Origin of the sequence: Epilithonimonas sp. UC225_85 (assembly GCF_042695135.1) — a bacterium.
In the GTDB taxonomy this organism is placed as follows: domain Bacteria; phylum Bacteroidota; class Bacteroidia; order Flavobacteriales; family Weeksellaceae; genus Epilithonimonas.
In genome coordinates this window covers 543,924-563,493 of the sequence record NZ_CP170547.1, presented here as the reverse complement: position 1 = coordinate 563,493, position 19,570 = coordinate 543,924, and the positions used below count along the sequence as shown (strand labels likewise).

The 19,570-nt window shown below is 37.0% G+C and carries 15 protein-coding genes and 1 pseudogene; 12 read left to right on the top strand and 4 right to left on the bottom strand.

Annotated features, from left to right (window positions below; genetic code table 11):
* Positions 1 to 4 precede the first annotated feature (4 nt).
* From ACFJGY_RS02715 to rimP, 4 genes are all read right to left on the bottom strand, one after another.
* A complete protein-coding gene (locus tag ACFJGY_RS02715; protein ID WP_379970085.1) occupies positions 5 to 2,974 on the bottom strand; it encodes a SusC/RagA family TonB-linked outer membrane protein in 2,970 nt (989 codons plus the stop codon).
* Positions 2,975 to 3,328: 354 nt separating this feature from the next.
* Positions 3,329 to 6,193, bottom strand: a complete 2,865-nt coding sequence (gene infB / locus ACFJGY_RS02710; protein ID WP_379967880.1) for a translation initiation factor IF-2 — start codon at positions 6,191 to 6,193, stop codon at positions 3,329 to 3,331.
* 97 nt (positions 6,194 to 6,290) lie between these two features.
* The gene (gene nusA / locus ACFJGY_RS02705) at positions 6,291 to 7,526 is read right to left on the bottom strand and encodes a transcription termination factor NusA (RefSeq protein WP_379967878.1); all 1,236 of its coding nucleotides are present in this window, start codon (positions 7,524 to 7,526) and stop codon (positions 6,291 to 6,293) included.
* Between the two features lie 57 nt (positions 7,527 to 7,583).
* Positions 7,584 to 8,051 (bottom strand): ribosome assembly cofactor RimP, encoded by a 468-nt coding sequence (gene rimP / locus ACFJGY_RS02700; RefSeq protein ID WP_379967876.1) that lies wholly within the window; start codon positions 8,049 to 8,051, stop codon positions 7,584 to 7,586.
* A 177-nt stretch (positions 8,052 to 8,228) separates the two neighbouring features.
* On the opposite strand from rimP, the gene ACFJGY_RS02695 reads away from it, so the two are divergent.
* The 12 genes and pseudogenes from ACFJGY_RS02695 to ACFJGY_RS02640 all read left to right on the top strand — a co-directional run bounded on the left by ACFJGY_RS02695 (position 8,229) and on the right by ACFJGY_RS02640 (position 19,543).
* Positions 8,229 to 9,395, top strand: a complete 1,167-nt coding sequence (locus tag ACFJGY_RS02695) for a nucleotide sugar dehydrogenase (protein ID WP_379967874.1) — start codon at positions 8,229 to 8,231, stop codon at positions 9,393 to 9,395.
* 35 nt (positions 9,396 to 9,430) lie between these two features.
* A complete protein-coding gene (gene rfbB / locus ACFJGY_RS02690) occupies positions 9,431 to 10,510 on the top strand; it encodes a dTDP-glucose 4,6-dehydratase (RefSeq protein WP_379967872.1) in 1,080 nt (359 codons plus the stop codon).
* Between the two features lie 15 nt (positions 10,511 to 10,525).
* A complete protein-coding gene (rfbA, locus tag ACFJGY_RS02685) occupies positions 10,526 to 11,386 on the top strand; it encodes a glucose-1-phosphate thymidylyltransferase RfbA (protein ID WP_379967870.1) in 861 nt (286 codons plus the stop codon).
* A gap of 20 nt (positions 11,387 to 11,406) precedes the next feature.
* On the top strand, positions 11,407 to 12,258 hold the full coding sequence (locus ACFJGY_RS02680) for an ABC transporter permease (RefSeq protein ID WP_379967868.1): 852 nt from the start codon (positions 11,407 to 11,409) through the stop codon (positions 12,256 to 12,258).
* Between the two features lie 439 nt (positions 12,259 to 12,697).
* Positions 12,698 to 12,853, top strand: a pseudogene (locus ACFJGY_RS02675) (DapH/DapD/GlmU-related protein); the annotation flags it as partial.
* 2 nt (positions 12,854 to 12,855) lie between these two features.
* Complete coding sequence (locus ACFJGY_RS02670) at positions 12,856 to 14,112, top strand: ABC transporter ATP-binding protein (RefSeq protein WP_379967866.1); 1,257 nt, start codon at positions 12,856 to 12,858, stop codon at positions 14,110 to 14,112.
* A 3-nt stretch (positions 14,113 to 14,115) separates the two neighbouring features.
* Complete coding sequence (locus tag ACFJGY_RS02665) at positions 14,116 to 14,937, top strand: hypothetical protein (protein ID WP_379967864.1); 822 nt, start codon at positions 14,116 to 14,118, stop codon at positions 14,935 to 14,937.
* Positions 14,937 to 15,860 carry a GDP-L-fucose synthase family protein gene (locus ACFJGY_RS02660; protein WP_379970083.1) on the top strand — a complete coding sequence of 308 codons (924 nt, stop codon included), beginning with the start codon at positions 14,937 to 14,939 and terminating at the stop codon, positions 15,858 to 15,860. Before ACFJGY_RS02665 ends, ACFJGY_RS02660 begins: the two co-directional genes overlap by 1 nt.
* A complete protein-coding gene (locus ACFJGY_RS02655) occupies positions 15,861 to 16,688 on the top strand; it encodes an alpha-1,2-fucosyltransferase (RefSeq protein ID WP_379967862.1) in 828 nt (275 codons plus the stop codon).
* 1 nt (position 16,689) lies between these two features.
* Positions 16,690 to 17,763 carry a GDP-mannose 4,6-dehydratase gene (gene gmd / locus ACFJGY_RS02650; protein WP_379967860.1) on the top strand — a complete coding sequence of 358 codons (1,074 nt, stop codon included), beginning with the start codon at positions 16,690 to 16,692 and terminating at the stop codon, positions 17,761 to 17,763.
* On the top strand, positions 17,764 to 18,729 hold the full coding sequence (locus ACFJGY_RS02645) for a glycosyltransferase family 10 domain-containing protein (RefSeq protein WP_379967858.1): 966 nt from the start codon (positions 17,764 to 17,766) through the stop codon (positions 18,727 to 18,729).
* A 1-nt stretch (position 18,730) separates the two neighbouring features.
* Positions 18,731 to 19,543, top strand: coding sequence for a glycosyltransferase family 2 protein (locus tag ACFJGY_RS02640; RefSeq protein ID WP_379967856.1), 813 nt, complete (start codon positions 18,731 to 18,733; stop codon positions 19,541 to 19,543).
* The last annotated feature ends 27 nt before the right edge of the window (positions 19,544 to 19,570 follow it).

Sequence of the window (19,570 nt, the reverse complement as noted above, 5' to 3'; positions counted from 1 at the left end):
ATTATTAAAAACCAACTTGAATCCCAAACGACATTGTTCTCATAACTGGAGATGCATACCAATATCTTCCTTTACCTAACCAAGACCAAGAGTTGGAATTAGATTCCGGATCATAGTTCAAATCCTTGTCAAAGGCATACATTAATAGATTGGTTCCTCTAAGATAAATTGTAAGATTACTAAGTCCTACACTTTCTTTGAATAAACTTCCGAAACTGTAAGATATTTTCATTTCTTTCAAACGAATATGGTCACCTTTGTTAAGGAAGCGTGAAGACTCCAATCTTCCTTCGTTTTTATCACCTACTACAGCAGCAGGATTAGATGCTCCATAGTTCTCTGCTCCTGGCGCATCCGTCCAGCTATCATATAAAGCGTCATTGATTTGATTTCTCGTAGGGAAAGCACCATCATGAATTGTATATGAATGAACACCATTTTGTACATAGAAATCAAATTGTCCTGTTAATAAGAAACTTAGAGATATATTTTTGTACTTGAATTCATTAGTAATTCCTACGTTATAAACAGGAAAAGCACTTTTTCCCATCCAAGCATATCCTGCGTTTGCTCTTATATTGGTTACATCCGTTTTGGTATCATCTGTATAGAATAAAGCTTCTCCTGCCTTGATACCTTTAGAAGCATCATCTGCCTGCGCTATTCCTGCAAATAGTTTTACATAATATTCTCCAAAGATATGTCCCGGAGAAAGAGCTACCAATTCATTGCTGCCATCACTAGTGTCTCCTCCAAATTGTTGTAAAGCTTGATTATATTCCAGCAACATGGTTTTGTTATATGCACCGTTTGCGTTGATAGACCATCTAAAGTCCGAGGTTGCTACTGGTGTAGCATCAATTACCAATTCAAAACCTCTGTTACGGATTTTTCCCACATTATTATAAAATGAATTTGGTCCTCCTGATTCATACGCCGGTGTATCTAGAGCAATTGCTTTATCAGTAATTTTATTATAATAATCTACTGTAAATTTCAACCTATCATTGAAGAATCCAAAATCGGCACCTACATCCAAGTGTTTGGCTTCCTCCCACTGCAGAGCTAAATTTCCTGGATAATCCACAAGTCCGTAACCCGTATTGCCACCCACGCTTCCAGAACTGGAATCAACATAAAGTGTTGCTAGGGCATTATATTGAGCGCCCCATTGGTCTGCAAATGGAATATTCCCTAATACACCATAGCTACCTCGGAAGTTAAGCGAAGAAAATGCACTAGGAACAAATGATTCGTTTTTAGCATTCCAAGAACCGCCAATTGACCAGAAATTACCCCATTTATTCTCTCCAAGAGTAGAGTTACCATCTCTTCTTATTTGACCAGTAACTGTATATTTACTATCGAAAGTATAACTAAGTCTGCTATAATACCCTATCTGTCTCCATCTCAAGTCACTACCATAACTTTGAATAGTACCTGCTAATGCAGATTGGAAATATGGTCTTGTATCTCCCATGAAAAATGAATAATTTGTCAAATTATTATAGGTATGATCTTGGTATTCCATCCCGGCAATTACCTCTAAATTATGCTTATCTGCGAAAGTATTTCTATAAACAAAATTATTTGACCAGTTCCAATCCAACATATCCGTTCTTGCATCTTGCAAGAATCCATATTCATCCGACTCTGTTTGCCCAGTGTATACAGGATGTCCTTTACCAACACCTTGTAACTCTCTCATGAATTGCCCTTGAGCTCCAATTAAAGAACTGAAAGTTACATTCTTCATGAACTGATAGTCCATATTAGCAGATGCAATAACAGTATTGATTGTAGATTTTTGATAACTCTCCTTCAAAAGAGCAACAGGGTTAAAACCTGCCGTCATTTCAGATGACGGAGACCAAGCAGATTCATTAAATGTTCCATCAGAATTATATACCGGACGCAAAGGTGATAACATAATAGAGTTCGTAACAGGATTTGCAGAAGCTCTACCACCCATATATGTATTTCTTCTTACATTGGAATAATTAATGTTAAATCCAAATTTTAATTTTTCCGATGCTTTGTGATCAACAGCTGCGTTAATACTGATTCTATCAAATTTACCTGCTTGTACTAAAGGTAAGTTTTGATAATATGATCCTCCGAATCTGTATGATGTATTCTCACCACCACCCGTAGCACCAAAATTATAGGTATTTACGATAGAAGAGTTTCGGTTAACTTCTTTTGTCCAATCTGTAGTTGCACCTGTATAACTATTTCCAATTATCTCTTGGGTAACTGGATCATAAATATTAAAATTAGGTTTAATATAATTATCAAGATAATAATTAGAGGCATCTTGCAATGAAGTAAATCCACCAACAGGCACTGGAGTTGGAAGATTCCCTCCTCGTTTCCAGGTATTCCACATTAATATCCCACCATATTTGATATACTCATCACCTGTCATTAGATCTAACTTATCATAAGCTCTGGTCTGCAGACCTGTTTCCGTAGAAAAATCAAATTTTGTTTTTTGGTTATATTTCCCTTTTTTGGTTTTGATAATTACAACTCCGTTGGCTCCTCTAGAACCATACAAAGCCGTTGAAGAAGCGTCTTTAAGAACCTGAACAGATTCAATTGCGTTTGGATCAATCGCGGCTAGTGGATTCCAAGACTCCATCATTTGGGCATTATCTGCTCCTTTCCCTATTACAACACCATCGATAACATATAAAGGATTTGGAGTTCCAATAATAGAACTCACCCCTCTAATAATAACCATATTTGAAGAACCAGGATCACCACTTGCAGCTGAAAAATTTAATCCAGCAACTCTACCATTAAGAACCTCATCAACGGATGAGAAAGGCGTAGATTCAAAATTAGCTTTAGAAACAGTACTATATGATCCTACCTTTTGAGCCGGATCAATTTTAATGTTCCCCATGATAACCACCTCTTCAATCTCTTTTGCTTTTGTTGTAGTATCACTTTTCTTTTTCTGTGCCATTAATGCTTGACCCGTGAAGAAAAGAACCCCAACAGACAACAATCGTAATTTTACATTCATATTAACACTATTTAATTATAATCTGCAAATATGTTAAAAAATTTTAACACCACAAAAATTCAGACTAAGTATTAATTGTCAATTTCATTATGTTTATTAAATTTTAATTCAAAAAATATAATTCTTTTAATATTTAATTGAATTTATAATTAATAAATATGAATATTATAATAACAAAGCATGTAAAATAACATAATATATTTAATATTGTTTTATTTATTTAGAATTATTATAAATAATATTTTTATAACAAAAAAACCGCCTGATAGGCGGTTTGTAAATATTTTATAACTGTTATTTCAGTTTCTTTTTAACTGCAACTTCTTCGTAAACTTCAAGAATATCGCCAACTTCGATATCATTGTAACCTTTGATATTAAGTCCGCATTCATAACCTTTGGTTACTTCTTTTACATCGTCTTTGAAACGTTTAAGACTTTCCAGCTCTCCGTCAAACTTCACAATTCCATCTCTAAGAAGTCTGATTTTGGAATTTCTGGTTACTTTACCGGTAAGAACCATACATCCTGCGATAGATCCGACTTTAGAAATTCTGAATACTTCTCTAATCTCAACATTACCAATGACTTGCTCCTGAATCTCCGGAGAAAGCATTCCTTCCATAGCTTCTTTCACTTCGTCAATAGCTCGGTAAATAATAGAATAAGTTCTAATTTCTACTTCTTCCTTATCTGCGATATCTTTTGCATTCACGCTTGCTCTTACGTTGAAACCAATCATAATTGCATCAGAAGCTGCTGCTAATAACACATCAGATTCTGTAATCTGACCAACACCTTTGTGAAGGATATTAACCTGAATTTCTTCTGTTGATAATCTTTGTAACTGATCAGCCAAAGCTTCCACAGATCCATCCACATCACCTTTCAGAATGATATTCAATTCTTTGAAATCACCCAAAGCGATACGACGACCAATCTCATCAAGTGTCAAGTGTTTCTTAGTTCTAATGGACTGCTCACGCTGAAGCTGTTCTCTTTTATTTGCAATTGATTTAGCTTCTTTTTCGTCAGCAAAAACTCTGAATTTATCACCAGCCGTCGGAGCACCGTCAAGTCCAAGAATTGTAACAGGAATAGATGGCCCTGCACTTTCCATAGCTTTACCACGCTCATCAAGCATTGCTTTAACTTTTCCGTGGTTTTTACCCGCAAGGACATAATCTCCAACTGTCAGAGTTCCATTCTGAACGAGCATTGTTGCTACATATCCACGGCCTTTGTCCAAAGCTGCTTCTATTACAACTCCGCTTGCTTGTTTATTTGGATTTGATTTTAATTCCAGCATCTCTGCCTGAAGTAATACTTTCTCTAATAACAATTCTACATTATTACCAAATTTAGCAGATATTTCCTGTGCCTGTACATTCCCACCCCATTCTTCTACCAAGACATTCATTGCAGAAAGCTGTTCTCTGATTTTATCAGGGTTAGCACCTGCTTTATCTACTTTATTGATAGCGATAATCATTGGAACTCCTGCTGCCTGAGCGTGAGCAATAGCCTCCTTGGTTTGTGGCATTACATCATCATCAGCTGCTACTACGATAATCGCAATATCAGTAATTTGTGCACCTCTGGCTCTCATTGCAGTAAAGGCTTCGTGACCTGGTGTATCCAGGAATGTAATTCTCTGTCCACTTTCCAGTTTCACATTATAGGCTCCAATATGCTGTGTAATCCCTCCGGATTCTCCAGCGATAACATTGGTTTTTCTAATGTAATCCAACAATGATGTTTTACCGTGATCAACGTGCCCCATTACTGTTACAACAGGCGCTCTTGGTAATAAATCTTCTTCAAGATCCTCAACATCATCAGCTGCGGCTTCTTCCACATCAGCATCAGAAAATTCGATTTTAAAGCCAAATTCGTCAGCCACCAACATTAATGTATCTGCTTCCAAACGCTGGTTCATTGTTACCATTACTCCTAAAGAGAAACAAGCTGAAATTACTTCAGTAGCGCTTACATTCATCAAGCTGGCTAATTCGCTAACTGTAATGAACTCGGTAACTTTTAAAGTTCTGTCTTGTGCATCAATTTCTTGCTGAAGCTCGTCTTGCTCTCTTCTCCAAGATCTTTTATCTTTTCTATGTTTAGATCCTTTAGATTTACCACCTTTATTGGTTAATTTTTCTAAAGTTTCCTTAATTTGATTTTTAACCTGCTCATCGGTCAGCTCAACTGGCATTACACGAGCCTGTCCTTGTCCTCCTCTGTTATTTCCTCCAGGACGGTTATTGTTGCCTCCAGGACGGTTGTTATTGTTTCCTCCAGGACGATTTCCACCTTGGTTATTGCCTTGTCCAGGCGGGCGATTGCCGGCATTATTACCTTGTCCTGCAGGTCTGTTAGCACCCCCTTGGGTATTTGTACCCTGGTTGGTATTTGTTTGACCAGGAACATCTTTGGTAATACGCTTTCTCTTTTTCTTGGCGGCGTTATTATTGGAGTTGGAGGATGGTTTCCTATTGAACTGTGTAAGATCAATTTTTTCTCCTACTATTTTAGGACCGTCTAATTTTTGATATACGGTTTCTATTTTTTGAGAATCTTCAGAATCAGGACCTGGAACAATTTCCATTTGTTTTGCTGGTTGCTCTTCTACTTTTGGTTCTGGTTTTGGCTCTTCCTTGGCAACTGATTTCGGTTCTTCTTTCGGTTTCTCAGAAACTTTAGGTTTACCTGTATCTATTGTAGAAAGATCGATTTTATCCAATACTTTGAACTCTTGCTTTTCCTCTTTTTTCACAACCTCTGGCTGCTCTTCTTTTTTCTCTGCTACCGGTTGGGCAGCAGGAAAAACCTCTTCCACAGGCTTAGCCGGGTTAAGGTCGATTTTTCCCAAGATTCTGGTTTCAGGTCTTGCGTTAGATTTGGCTCTTATAACCTCAGGTGCTTTTTCTTCGATCGCTAATTTTTCGTCAGGAACTTTAGAAATCACCACCTCATGAGAAGCTTTTCTCTGTTCTCCATCTTTTCGGAACTCAGCTTCCAATGCAGAAAATGCCTGTTCTTCTAATAGAGCGTTAGGATTACTATCCACTTCTATTCCTTTGCCCTGGAGATATTCCACAGCTCTTGGTATAGAAATGTTAAGTTCTTTAACGGCTTTATTTAATCTTATTTTTGGCATAAATATTAATTTGCTTTTGGCTTTAGCGTTTTAAGCTTTTGCTTTATTTTTTTCTTTTTATTAAATTTTGTTATCAAACTGACAACCTATTTCATTTTTATCCTTCTAACTCTTCTCTAAGAATGTTTTTTACATCCTCGATTGTTTCTTCTTCAAGATCCACAATTTTCAGTAATGCTTCTGTATCTTTATCCAAAACGCTTCTTGCGGTTGTAAGACCTACTTTTTTGAACTCGTCTATAATCCAGGCTTCTATCTCATCCGAGAATTCTCTCAGTTCAACATCATCATCATCAGAAGTTTCTCTGTAAACATCGATCTCATAACCCGTCAACCATGATGCCAACTTGATATTTTGTCCTTGCTTACCGATAACTTTGGAGATCTCTTCTACCGGTGTGTAAACCAATGCGTAATTAGACTCTTCGTTTATTTCAATTTTATTGATAATGATATTTCCCAAAGCTCTTTTCACAAAGATCTCCGGATTTTTTGACCATTGGATCACATCTATGTTTTCATTTTTAAGTTCTCTCACCACACCGTGGATTCTGGAACCTTTTACGCCGACACAAGCTCCAACAGGATCAATCCTGTCATCATAAGCATCCACAGCGATTTTCGCTTTTTCACCAGGAATCCTTACCACTTTTTTAAGAATAATAGTTCCGTCCTGAATTTCGGGAATCTCAAGCTCCAACAATTCTTCTAAGAATTTCGGTGCCGTTCTGGAAACAATGATCTGAGGTTTTGAACCTCGGAAGTCAACACTTTCTACAATACCTTTAACTGTTTCTCCTTTTTTGAAGAAATCGGAAGGGATTTGATTTTCTTTAGGTAAAATGAATTCATTGTCTTCATCATCCAAAAGAATCACATGTTTGTGACGGATATGGTGAACTTCGCCTATGATTATTTCTCCGATTCTGTCTTTGAACTGCTCATAAAGAGAAGCGTTGAAATGCTCCTGGATTTTCGTAGCCAAGATCTGTTTTAACGTCAAGATGCTTCTTCTTCCAAGTTTAGCAACCGGAATCTCCTGAGTATACTCTTCTCCAACTTCAAAAGTAGAATCAATTTTTCTAACCTCCGAAATCTCAATTTCCAGATCATCATCTTCAGACATCTCGTCCTCTACAATAACCTTATTCAGGAATATCTGAAAATCACCTTTGTCAGGATTTACGATCACATCAAAATGGTCATCAGAGTCATATCTTTTTCTAAGAAGAGTCTTAAGAGAATCTTCGATAATAGCCATTAAGTCTATTTTGCTGATATTCTTTATTTCTTTAAAATCACCAAAGGCTTCTATTAAAGCTAAATTATCCATATCCTAATATATAATTGATAAATGATGACTGACAATTACTATCAAATCATCTAATTGTTAAAATTTAATTACTACTAATGCTTTTTTAATTTCAGAATAAGGAATTTCTTTTTCTTCCACTACATCTTCTTTCCCTTTTCCTATTAATTTTGGTCTTCTGTATTCTAGCTTCAAAACGATTTTCTCATCATCAACTGATAAAAGCTCACCTTCAATTTCGGAAGAATCAGTCAACATCACTTCTATCTCTCTTCCAATATTTTTTCTAAATTGTCTTGGAAACTCCAATGGCTCGCTCAATCCTGCAGACATTACCTGCAAACTGAAATCGTGAACCTCACGATCCATATTAAACTCTATCGCTCTGCTGGCATCCAGACAATCCTGAAGCGTAACACCGTTGTCACCATCCAAAATCACTGTCACATCAGATGCTGCAGAGATTTTCAGATCTACCAAAAAAAGATCCGGTCTAGTTTCTAGAAACTCATTAAGCAGTCGACTTAATTCTGTTTTAAATTCCATAATAATACCTCCTAATTACATCTACGAAAAAAGGCATTCTTGCGAAAGCCTTCCCATTTTCCCGTAAATCTTTGGCAAAGATAATCAAATTTATTAAAACAAACAAAAAGCTAATATTTCATTTATATATACTTCAAGTAAATTTTCTTATTTTTGCCAAAATTAAAACTTATTCTCTTGAATATAACAATTGTTGGTACCGGATATGTTGGACTTTCTAACGCAGTGTTGTTAGCACAACATCATGACGTAATTGCTTTGGACATTATCCCGGAAAAAGTGGAAATGCTAAATAAAAGGCAATCTCCAATTGATGATCCCGAGATTACAGAATTTCTGGAAACAAAAAAACTCAGTCTGAAAGCCAGCCTTGATAAACAAGAAGCTTATAAAAATGCGGATTTTATCATAGTTGCCACACCAACAGATTATGATCCTTCTACAAATTATTTTAATACCCGTAGTGTTGAAAATGTGATCAAAGAAGTGAAAGAAAGTAATCCAAAAGCCGTTGTTATTGTAAAATCTACAGTTCCCGTCGGTTTCACAGAAAGTCTAAAAAAAGATTTAGATTTTGATAACATTATATTTTCTCCGGAGTTTTTGAGAGAAGGAAAAGCCCTTTACGATAATCTATACCCATCGAGAATTATTATCGGTGAGCAAAGTGAGCGCGCCACTGTTTTTGCAAATCTTTTGAAAGAAGGTGCCATAAAAAAAGACATCCCCATCCTTTTTACCAACGGAACCGAAGCAGAAGCCATTAAATTGTTCTCAAATACTTATTTGGCAATGCGTGTGGCTTACTTCAACGAACTGGACAGTTACTCCCAAATACATGGATTAGACAGCCGTCAAATCATAGAAGGTGTAGGACTAGATCCTAGAATTGGTTCCCATTATAACAATCCGTCTTTCGGATATGGGGGCTATTGTCTTCCAAAAGACACCAAACAATTGCTTGCAAATTATGATTCGGTTCCTAATAACCTCATACAGGCTATTGTGGATGCCAATCGTACGAGAAAAGATTTTATTGCCGATTCTATTTTGGCAAAACAACCTAAGAAAGTTGGTGTTTATAGGCTAATAATGAAATCCGGGTCAGACAATTTTCGAGCTTCTGCAATCCAGGGTATAATGAAAAGAATCAAGGCGAAAGGAGTTGAAGTGATTGTTTACGAACCCGTTATGAAAGAAGATACTTTTTTCGGCTCAAAAGTTTACACAGATCTGGATGCCTTCAAACAAGAATGTGATGTCATTATATCCAACAGAAAAACGCCGGATCTGGATGATGTCAAAGAAAAAGTTTATACTCGGGATTTATTCGGGAGTGATTAAAATTTAAAAAACTAAAAAACATTGCAATAAGATATATGAAAAATATTATCATTACAGGAGGTGCCGGTTTTATCGGTTCTCACGTCGTAAGAGAATTTGTAAAAAATAATCCTGAGTCTAAGATCATCAATCTTGATGCTTTGACTTACGCCGGTAATCTTGAAAACTTAAAAGACATCGAAAACGAACCTAACTACGTTTTCGAAAAAGCAGACATTACCAAACCTGAAGAATTAAGAAAGGTTTTTGAAAAATACAATCCGGATGCAGTTGTTCATTTAGCTGCAGAAAGCCACGTGGATAGAAGTATTACGGATCCTAATGCATTTATCAATACGAATGTGAATGGAACTGCAAACCTTCTAAATCTTTGTATCGAATTCTGGACCTTGAACCCAGATCATACACACGGAAGATTCCCGAACGAACCGAGAAAAAATCTTTTTTATCACGTTTCTACAGATGAAGTTTACGGAAGTTTAGGAGAGACAGGTTTCTTCTTGGAAACTACACCTTACGATCCGCAATCGCCATATTCAGCTTCAAAAGCAGCTTCTGACCACTTGGTGAGAGCCTACGGAAATACTTACGGCATGCCATTCATTTTGTCTAATTGTTCCAACAATTACGGACCAAATCATTTCCCTGAGAAATTAATCCCGCTTTGTATTTCAAATATCATTAATGAAAAACCATTGCCAATCTACGGTGACGGAAAATATACAAGAGACTGGTTGTTCGTGATCGATCACGCAAAAGCAATTCATCAGATTTTCAACGAATCAAAAACCGGAGAAACTTACAACATCGGAGGTTTCAATGAGTGGCAGAATATTGACTTGGTTAAGGAATTGATCAAGCAAATGGATGAAAAATTGGGGAAACCTGCCGGATATTCAGAAAAATTGATCACTTACGTGAAAGACAGACCAGGCCACGACAAACGTTATGCAATCGATGCTACAAAACTTAACAAAGATCTTGGATGGAAACCATCTGTGACTTTTGAACAAGGATTAGGAAAAACAATCGATTGGTTCCTTGAAAATAAAGAATGGCTGGAGAATGTAACTTCTGGTGATTATCAGAAATATTACGAAGGACAATATAATTAATATTAAATCAAATTTATGAAAGGAATTATATTAGCCGGCGGATCCGGAACCAGATTGTTTCCATTGACGATTGCTGTAAGCAAGCAGCTGATGCCGGTCTATGACAAACCAATGATCTATTATCCATTGTCAACTTTGTTGTTGGCTGGTATTAAAGATATTTTGATTATTACAACACCACATGATCAGGCAGGATTTATTAAGCTTTTAGGCGATGGATCACAAATCGGATGTAATATAGAATATGTGGTTCAGCCAAGTCCTGATGGATTAGCTCAGGCATTTATTCTTGGTGACAAATTTATTGGTGACGATTCTGCAGCTCTGGTTTTAGGTGATAACATTTTTTACGGTTCCGAAATGGGAACTTTATTAAAGAATAAAACCAATCCGGACGGCGGTGTTGTTTTCGCATACCACGTTTCCGATCCGGAAAGATACGGTGTTGTGGAATTTGACAATGATTTCAAAGCACTTTCTATTGAAGAAAAACCATTGGAGCCAAAATCGAATTATGCTGTCCCGGGACTCTATTTCTATGATAATGAAGTCGTTGAAATTGCAAAAAATATAAAACCGTCTCCAAGAGGCGAACTGGAAATAACGGATATCAATAATGTTTATCTTAGCAAAGGTAAATTAGAGGTTGGTGTTCTGGACAGAGGAACAGCGTGGCTGGATACGGGAACTTTTGATTCCCTTCAGGATGCTTCGGAATTTGTAAGCGTGATCGAAAAAAGACAAGGTTTCAAAATCGGATGTATTGAGGAAATTGCTTTCAGAAACGGATTCATCAATGAAGAAAAACTTCTCGAAACTGCTGCAAAATATGGTAAAAGCGGATATGGCGAATATCTGAAAAACCTTATCAAATAATTAAAAAACACAAAACACAAATGAGTGATTCTCAAAACCCCCAATGGACAGAAACCATAGGCTCCAGCCATTCTCTTTTTGATCTTAATCTTAAGGAAGTCTGGAAATACAAAGATTTGGTATATATGTTTGTAAAACGGGATTTCGTTTCCAGTTTCAAACAGACCATTTTAGGTCCGATTTGGTTTTTTATCAATCCTATTTTTACAACAGTAGTTTATCTTGTTATCTTCGGAAACATTGCTAAATTATCAACTGACGGCGCTCCGAAAATCCTGTTCTATCTTGCAGGAATCACTTTGTGGAATTATTTTTCCTCTTGTCTTTCTGCCACATCGAATGTTTTTACAGCAAATGCCGGGATATTTGGAAAAGTCTATTTTCCAAGATTAATAATGCCACTTTCCATCGTATTTTCCAACCTGATGAAGCTTGGCGTACAAATGCTCCTATTTCTGGTGGTTTTCTTCTACTATCTTTTGAAAGGAGAAGTTCACCCCAATTTGTGGATTTTAGCAACACCATTACTGATTGCTCTTATGGCAATTTTTGCCTTGGGATTAGGAATGATATTCTCCTCTCTTACTACAAAATACCGAGATCTTCAGATGCTTTTATCATTTGGAATTAGCCTGTATATGTACGCAACACCGGTTATTTATCCTACATCAGCCCTCAAAGGAGTTTTCAAAACCGTTGCCTTTTACAATCCGCTGACAGGAATTTTTGAATGTTTCAAATATGCCTGGCTGGGTGTTGGTGACTTCAATGCAATGATGCTTATGATCAGTACGGTGATTATTTTTGTAATATTGGCAATAGGAACGGTGATCTTCAACAAAGTGGAGAAAGGTTTTATGGATACTGTATAAAACTTTGATTATGAATTGGATCAAATTTTTCAAAACTCTTCGAAAGTATTATTATCTTGAACCGGCTTTTGATAAATTCATTAATGAGTACAGAAAAGCAGAAAGAATCAGCCGCCATTTTAATTGTAATGTAGATTCCCGCACTCAGATTTCATTTGATGATCTCAACAATCTGGAAATCGGTAAAAATGTTTACATTGGCGCATTCAGCGTGATTTATGTTATTAATGAAAATGACAAAAAAGACTGTAAACTGATTATTGGTGAAAACACCTACATCGGCGAACAAAATAATATAAGAGCTGCCGGCGGAACGATAAGAATCGGCAAAAACTGTCTTATCTCTCAGCAAGTCAGCATTATTGGATCAGACCACAACTATAAAAAAGGAATCAACATCCAGGATCAGCCCTGGAAGGCAGAAAACAGAGGTGTAGAAATCGGCGACGATGTCTGGATAGGCTGTTCTGCACAAATCATGGCTGGTGTAAAAATCGGTAACGGCGCTGTGATTGCAGCGGGAAGCGTAGTTACAAAAAATGTTGAGGAAAACACAGTAGTGGCCGGGACACCGGCAAAATTTATAAAACACAGAGAATGACAAAACCTATTGTAATAAAAGCAGAAGATATTTCCAAACAATACCGTCTTGGACAAGTTGGTACAGGAACTTTATCTCACGATCTTAACCGTTTCTGGCACAGAATGAGAGGGAAAGAGGATCCTTATCTGCGGATTGGTGAAGTAAATGACAGAACCACAAAAAGCCAGAGCGATTACGTCTGGTCATTAAAAGATATCAATTTTGAAGTTGAGCAAGGTGATGCTGTCGGGATTATCGGAAGAAACGGTGCCGGAAAATCAACTTTATTAAAATTACTAAGTAAAGTTACAAAACCGACTACAGGACAAATATATACAAAGGGAAGAATCGCTTCGTTACTGGAAGTTGGAACAGGTTTTCACCCTGAAATGACAGGACGTGAAAATGTATTTCTTAATGGAGCAATCCTGGGAATGACACGTAAAGAAATTACCAGAAAATTTGATGAGATTGTTGACTTTTCAGGTGTTGAAAAATACATCGACACACCTGTAAAACGTTATAGTTCCGGGATGTATGTTCGTCTTGCGTTTGCTGTAGCAGCACATCTTGAATCAGAAATTTTGATCGTAGACGAAGTTCTTGCGGTTGGAGATCTCGAATTCCAAAAGAAATGTCTCGGTAAAATGGGCGATGTAAGCAATGGAGAAGGCAGAACGGTTTTATTCGTAAGCCATAATATGGCGTCCATCAAGCAGCTTTGTAACAAAGGGATTTTCCTGGAGCAAGGTACCATTAGATACGACGGTAATATTGATGAATGTATCAATCTTTACTCAAACGATAATATCGCTGCAGATTCATCCATTTTAGATGTTCTAAATATCAAAGATCCAGGCTTAAGCATTTCACATTTTTCTGTTAACGGAATCAATGGAACACTTATTCCTATGAATTTTGACAATAATGAAATCAATATCAGAATAGAAGGCGAATTGACTGAGGAAGCAGAATTTGAATTGGAAGCGCTGTTTTTCAATAATTTTGATATCCCGATGATGTTTTTTGCACCAGGACATTATGAAGGTGTTAAAAAATATCCGAAAGGGAAATTCGTGGTAGAAAAAACGATCCATTTACCTGAAGGAATCAATAAAGGAAATCTTTATATGCACGCTTATCTTGCAAATCCGGGTAAAAAAATGTACACCGATCTGAAGAATAAAATCAGAGTCGAGTTCGAAGGAACAAGGATGCAGACCGGCTGGGTTTTCCAGATCGACAGCGCAGGGGTATTATATTTAAAATAAATTTTGAAAAAGAAATTTATCACATACGGAAGCAATGCTTTTCTTCAATCATCCAAAAGAATCATTGAGGAAGCCAAATCTTTGAATATTTTTGACGAAACACAGCGTTATGGCTATTCGGAGTTGCCGTATGCCTTGAAGTCTTCTCCCCTTTTTCTGGATAAAAAGAAAGGCGGTCACTGGATCTGGAAAGCTTATGTAATTTTTGATGGTCTGTCAAAACTTAATAATGGTGATATCTTAGTGTACGTAGATTGTGGCAGCGAATTGAAAAACGAAGCCGGATGGAAACTTCAGTTTGATAAATTAAAAAATTCCGATGCCCTGTTTTTCCAATATCGGGACACCAAAGATTACGGCTGGAAATCTTTCAATCAAAATCTAACGGATGATCCTAAACTGAAATACTGGACAAAAAAATCAGTCGTAGAAAACTTCAGTAATCTATTTGATAGTGATGATGAATGGCTGGAAAAAAATAAACTTTGGGCAGGATTTATCATTCTTAAGAAAACACCTGAAACAACTCAGCTTGTGAAAGACTGGCTGGATATTATGATCTACAGACCGGATTTGGTTACGGATACTTTGTTGTTTGAAAGAGAAAACCAATTGGAAGGATTCGCTTCACATCGGTACGACCAGACTATTCTCTCGGCTGTTGTAAGATACTATGAAAAGAGAATCAATATCGAGGTCAATGATGAAGAAAGTGAGGGCGAATATAAAGACCAGATTGTAAAAGCCTCACGAAGAGTGGATAAATCTGAAGAAAACAATATAAAATCTTTTATTAAAAAGACTTATTACAAAATAAAAAAATGATGGATAAGAACTCCAAAATATATGTTGCCGGCCACAGAGGTCTTGTGGGAAGTGCAATCCTTAGAGCTTTGGAAAAACAAGGCTTTACGAATCTTGTAACCAGAACTTCCAAAGAACTGGATCTTCGTGATTACAACCAGACGGCAGAATTTTTCGCAGAAGAAAAACCGGAATTTGTATTTCTTGCCGCTGCAAAAGTGGGCGGAATTCAGGCTAATAATACTTACAGAGCAGAGTTTCTTTATGAAAATATGATGATCCAGAACAATGTGATCCATCAGGCTCACACCAATGATGTTAAGAAGTTATTATTCCTGGGATCAAGCTGTATCTATCCAAAAATGGCGCCTCAGCCTTTGAAAGAGGATTCTCTTTTGACAGGAACTTTGGAGCCGACAAACGAGCCTTATGCGATTGCAAAAATAGCAGGAATCAAAATGTGTGATGCTTACAGAAGCCAGTACAATTCCAATTTTATTTCTGCAATGCCAACCAATATGTATGGCCCGAATGATAATTATGACCTTAATAATTCCCACGTTTTACCGGCTTTACTAAGAAAATTCCACGAGGCCAAGGAACAGAATCTGCCAAATGTTACCGTTTGGGGAACGGGGACGCCTTTGCGCGAATTTCTTCATTCCGATGATCTTGCCGAAGCCTGTATTTTCCTGATGCAGAATTATGACGATTTCGGACACGTGAATGTTGGAATTGGTGAAGACCTAACTATCAAAGACTTAGCTTTATTGGTTAAAAAAATTGTTGGTTATGAAGGTGATCTTATCTGGGACACTTCAAAGCCGGACGGAACGCCACGAAAACTAATGGACGTTACCAAAATAAACGACTTAGGCTGGAAAGCAAAAATCGGTTTGGAAGCAGGAATCAGGGATGTTTATGAGAAAAAATTCAAGAACTAAATGCTGATTTGTCTTTCCATATTAGGAGGCGGTCGCGGAAATGATCTTTTCCAGTTTATGCATCTTGATTCTTTTTGCAGGAGAAACGGTGTGAGATTCTATTCTCCGACTTTTCATGAGAAATATTGTCCGCAGTTTCCCAACCTTCCGCCGTCCTCTAAAACACCTTATCGTGTGAAGAGGTTGTTTTACAACCGCTATTACAGAAAACTGAATCCCAATTGTATTTTAGGATTTACTGATGAAACAAAAATCCCGGAATACAGAGAACAGATCAAGAGAGATTATCTTGTAACCTTCTGCTACGGCTGGTTTTTCAACAATGACGTTTACAGTGAAAAAGACATCAAATACTATCAGAATCTTTTCGACCCAAAAGTTGATAAGGAAAGATTGAAACAAAAATATCTTCAGAAGGAGAATAATGAAAAAATAATCACTGTCCATATCAGACGTGGTGACTACAAAGAATTTTTGGAAGGCAGATATTTCTTTGATGATGATATGTATATTAAGAAAATTAAAGAATTGCTTGCTGCAATTCCGCAGGGAAAATATAAATTCCTGATCTGTACCAATGATGAAAATCTGGATTTGGAAAGATATAAAAGAGAATTCGGGGATGTGATACAGTCGGAAGAAGGACCTCTCGAGGATCAATATCTGATTTCCCGGACAGATTATCTTCTGGGCGCGCCATCCACTTTTTCACAATGGGCCAGTGTGATGGGGGAAGTTCCTTATTATCACATTTATGAACCGGAAGAAACCATTACTGCAGACAAAATAATTAAAGAAATAAGAGGTTACAAATACAAACAGAAATAAGATGAAAACGGCATTAATAACAGGAGTTACAGGACAGGACGGCTCATATCTGGCAGAATTGCTTTTAGAAAAAGGCTATCAGGTTCACGGGATCAAGAGAAGAGCATCTTCTTTTAATACCCAGAGAATCGATCATTTATATGTAGATCAACACGAGAATCACGTTAATTTCAAATTGCATTACGGCGATTTGACGGATTCTACCAACATCATCAGAATCATCCAGGAAGTGCAGCCGGATGAGATCTACAATCTTGGCGCCATGTCCCACGTGAAGGTAAGCTTCGACTCTCCTGAATATGTTGCCAATGTTGACGGAATCGGAACTTTACGGATTCTTGAAGCTGTTCGTATCTTGGGATTGGAAAAGAAAACGAGAATCTACCAGGCTTCGACATCAGAACTATATGGTGGTTTGGAAGAAAATAAAAATGCAGCCGGATTTTATGACGAGAATTCACCATTTTATCCAAGATCGCCTTATGGTGTTGCAAAAATCTACGGATTCTGGATCACAAAAAACTACCGTGAAGCCTACGATATCTATGCCTGCAACGGAATTTTGTTCAACCACGAATCTCCGAGAAGAGGAGAAACCTTCGTAACGAGAAAGATCACAATGGCAACAGCGGCCATCGCAAAAGGAAAACAGGAAGTTCTTTATCTTGGAAACCTGAATGCGCAAAGAGACTGGGGCCACGCCAAAGATTATGTAGAAGCGATGTGGAGGATCCTGCAGCAGGATGTGGCTGAGGATTATGTGATTGCCACCGGGAAAACCACTTACGTGAGAGATTTTGTAAGAATGGCTTTTGAAGAAGCAGGCATCGAATTAAGCTTTGAAGGTGAAAATGAAAACGAAGTGGCAAAAGTTGCAAAATGCAACCACCCAGATTATCAATTGGAAATCGGGAAAGTGGTGGTAAAAATCGATCCGCAATATTACAGACCTACGGAAGTAGATCTGTTGATTGGTGACCCGACAAAATCCAAAACACAACTGGGCTGGGAACCAAAATATGATCTGGAAGCCCTCGTAAAGGAAATGGTAAGAGAAGATCTTAAATTATTTTAATTGAGCCTTAAAACCAACATAAAAAACACAATTGCTGATTACAAACGCTTCCGAAAGGACCAGCGTAAATTTGGCAATGATAAAGTGCGATATTATAATTTTTGGGCTTTACCAAATTCCGATGCGTGTTGGTTTACGCAATTTTTAAAACATAAAAATACGATTCCGGACGGGAGGAAGATCAATTTTCTTTCCGTTGTTGGGAATCCGAAAATTTCGTATTTCATCAGAAGTCCGAAAATATTTTTCACAGGTGAAAACATAGACAATGCAGATCATCCGTCTTATCTCTTCAAAAAATACCATCTGAAAAACCACGATCTATCACTTGGTTTTTCTTTTTTAGATGATGAGAAATATTTGCGATTTCCGCTTTGGATTCTGTATATGATTCCGGCAAATGCAAGTTTTGAGGACATTAAAACATTGATCAACTCTTATAATAATCCGAATCACAGACTGAATAAAAATCGTCAAAATTTCTGTTCCAATATTTCCAGAGCCGATAATAACGGCATCAGAAAAACGATTATCGATCTTCTGAATCCTATCGAAACTGTAAAATGTGCCGGCAGTTTTTTGAAAAACACCAATGATCTTCAGGAGAAATTCGGTGATGATAAAATAGAATATCTGAAGACTTTCAAATTCAATATCTGTCCGGAAAACAGCAATACGAATGGTTATGTAACCGAGAAACTTTTCGAAGCTATAATCTCAGGAAGCATTCCAATCTATTGGGGAAGCGATAATAAACCTGATCCAAAAATAATCAATCAGGATGCTGTTTTGTTTTTTGATCCGGAAAATCCTCAGGTGTTATTTGACAAGGTCAATCTGCTTTGGAACGATGAAAAAGCCTACGAAGAATTCTGCCAGATAAAACCTTTTACGGAAAATGCAGCGGAAGAAATCTGGAATAAACTTTCTGATCTTGAGACAAAAACAAAAGCATTAATAAAATAATATGTCTGCTCAATTTACAATTATCACCGTTGCTTATAATAACAAATTTGGTCTGGAAGAAACCATCAAAAGTGTTATCAATCAATCTTACAAAAACTTTGAATTTATAATCATCGATGGTGGTTCAAACGACGGCAGCAAAGAATTGCTGGAAAGCTATTCTTCCAAAATTAATTATTGGATCAGCGAGCCAGACAAAGGAATTTATAATGCAATGAATAAAGGAATCTCCAAAGCAAGCGGAGATTACCTCATCTTTATGAACAGCGGCGACAGGTTTTCTTCTCCCGAGATTCTTGAAAAAATTGCACCTCAATTTGGTAACGAAGACATCGTTTATGGAAATGCATATTATGAACTGGAAGACCGAAAAAAATACGAATACAGAATACCGGCAAAAATAACGATCGGTTCTCTTCTGAAGGAACCCATCTGCCATCAGTCTGCGTTCTTCAAAAAGGAATTGTTTACAAAATTCGGGATGTATGATGAATCTAATAAAATAGCTTCTGACTGGACATTTATGATGGATCTTTTCATTCATCATAATGTTTCTCAAAAATACATTAATGACTACATTTCTATTTTTGAAAAAACAGGCATCAGCAACACCAATACAGACCTCAGCTTCAGCGAGCAAAGAAAATATCTTGCGGAAAATGTGTCGGAAGAATTGCAGAATATGGCAAAATATTTTGACGACTATTCCCAGTTCTACAATGGTAAACCCGGAACATTGCTGAGGAATTTCAAGAATAAAATCTACAGCATTATTTACAGGAAAAGAAGTTATGACAGAAAATTCGTTGATTAATTCTTAAAAATAAACCTCTAAATAACT

What these genes read in the sequence shown, in the direction of transcription:
- ACFJGY_RS02715 (WP_379970085.1), bottom strand. Translation starts at nt 2,974, where the DNA reads ATGGCACAGAAAAAGAAAAGTGATACTACAACAAAAGCAAAAGAGATT.
- infB (WP_379967880.1), bottom strand. Translation starts at nt 6,193, where the DNA reads ATGCCAAAAATAAGATTAAATAAAGCCGTTAAAGAACTTAACATTTCT.
- nusA (WP_379967878.1), bottom strand. Translation starts at nt 7,526, where the DNA reads ATGGATAATTTAGCTTTAATAGAAGCCTTTGGTGATTTTAAAGAAATA.
- rimP (WP_379967876.1), bottom strand. Translation starts at nt 8,051, where the DNA reads ATGGAATTTAAAACAGAATTAAGTCGACTGCTTAATGAGTTTCTAGAA.
- rfbB (WP_379967872.1), top strand. Translation starts at nt 9,431, where the DNA reads ATGAAAAATATTATCATTACAGGAGGTGCCGGTTTTATCGGTTCTCAC.
- rfbA (WP_379967870.1), top strand. Translation starts at nt 10,526, where the DNA reads ATGAAAGGAATTATATTAGCCGGCGGATCCGGAACCAGATTGTTTCCA.
- ACFJGY_RS02680 (WP_379967868.1), top strand. Translation starts at nt 11,407, where the DNA reads ATGAGTGATTCTCAAAACCCCCAATGGACAGAAACCATAGGCTCCAGC.
- ACFJGY_RS02670 (WP_379967866.1), top strand. Translation starts at nt 12,856, where the DNA reads ATGACAAAACCTATTGTAATAAAAGCAGAAGATATTTCCAAACAATAC.
- ACFJGY_RS02660 (WP_379970083.1), top strand. Translation starts at nt 14,937, where the DNA reads ATGGATAAGAACTCCAAAATATATGTTGCCGGCCACAGAGGTCTTGTG.
- ACFJGY_RS02655 (WP_379967862.1), top strand. Translation starts at nt 15,861, where the DNA reads ATGCTGATTTGTCTTTCCATATTAGGAGGCGGTCGCGGAAATGATCTT.
- gmd (WP_379967860.1), top strand. Translation starts at nt 16,690, where the DNA reads ATGAAAACGGCATTAATAACAGGAGTTACAGGACAGGACGGCTCATAT.
- ACFJGY_RS02640 (WP_379967856.1), top strand. Translation starts at nt 18,731, where the DNA reads ATGTCTGCTCAATTTACAATTATCACCGTTGCTTATAATAACAAATTT.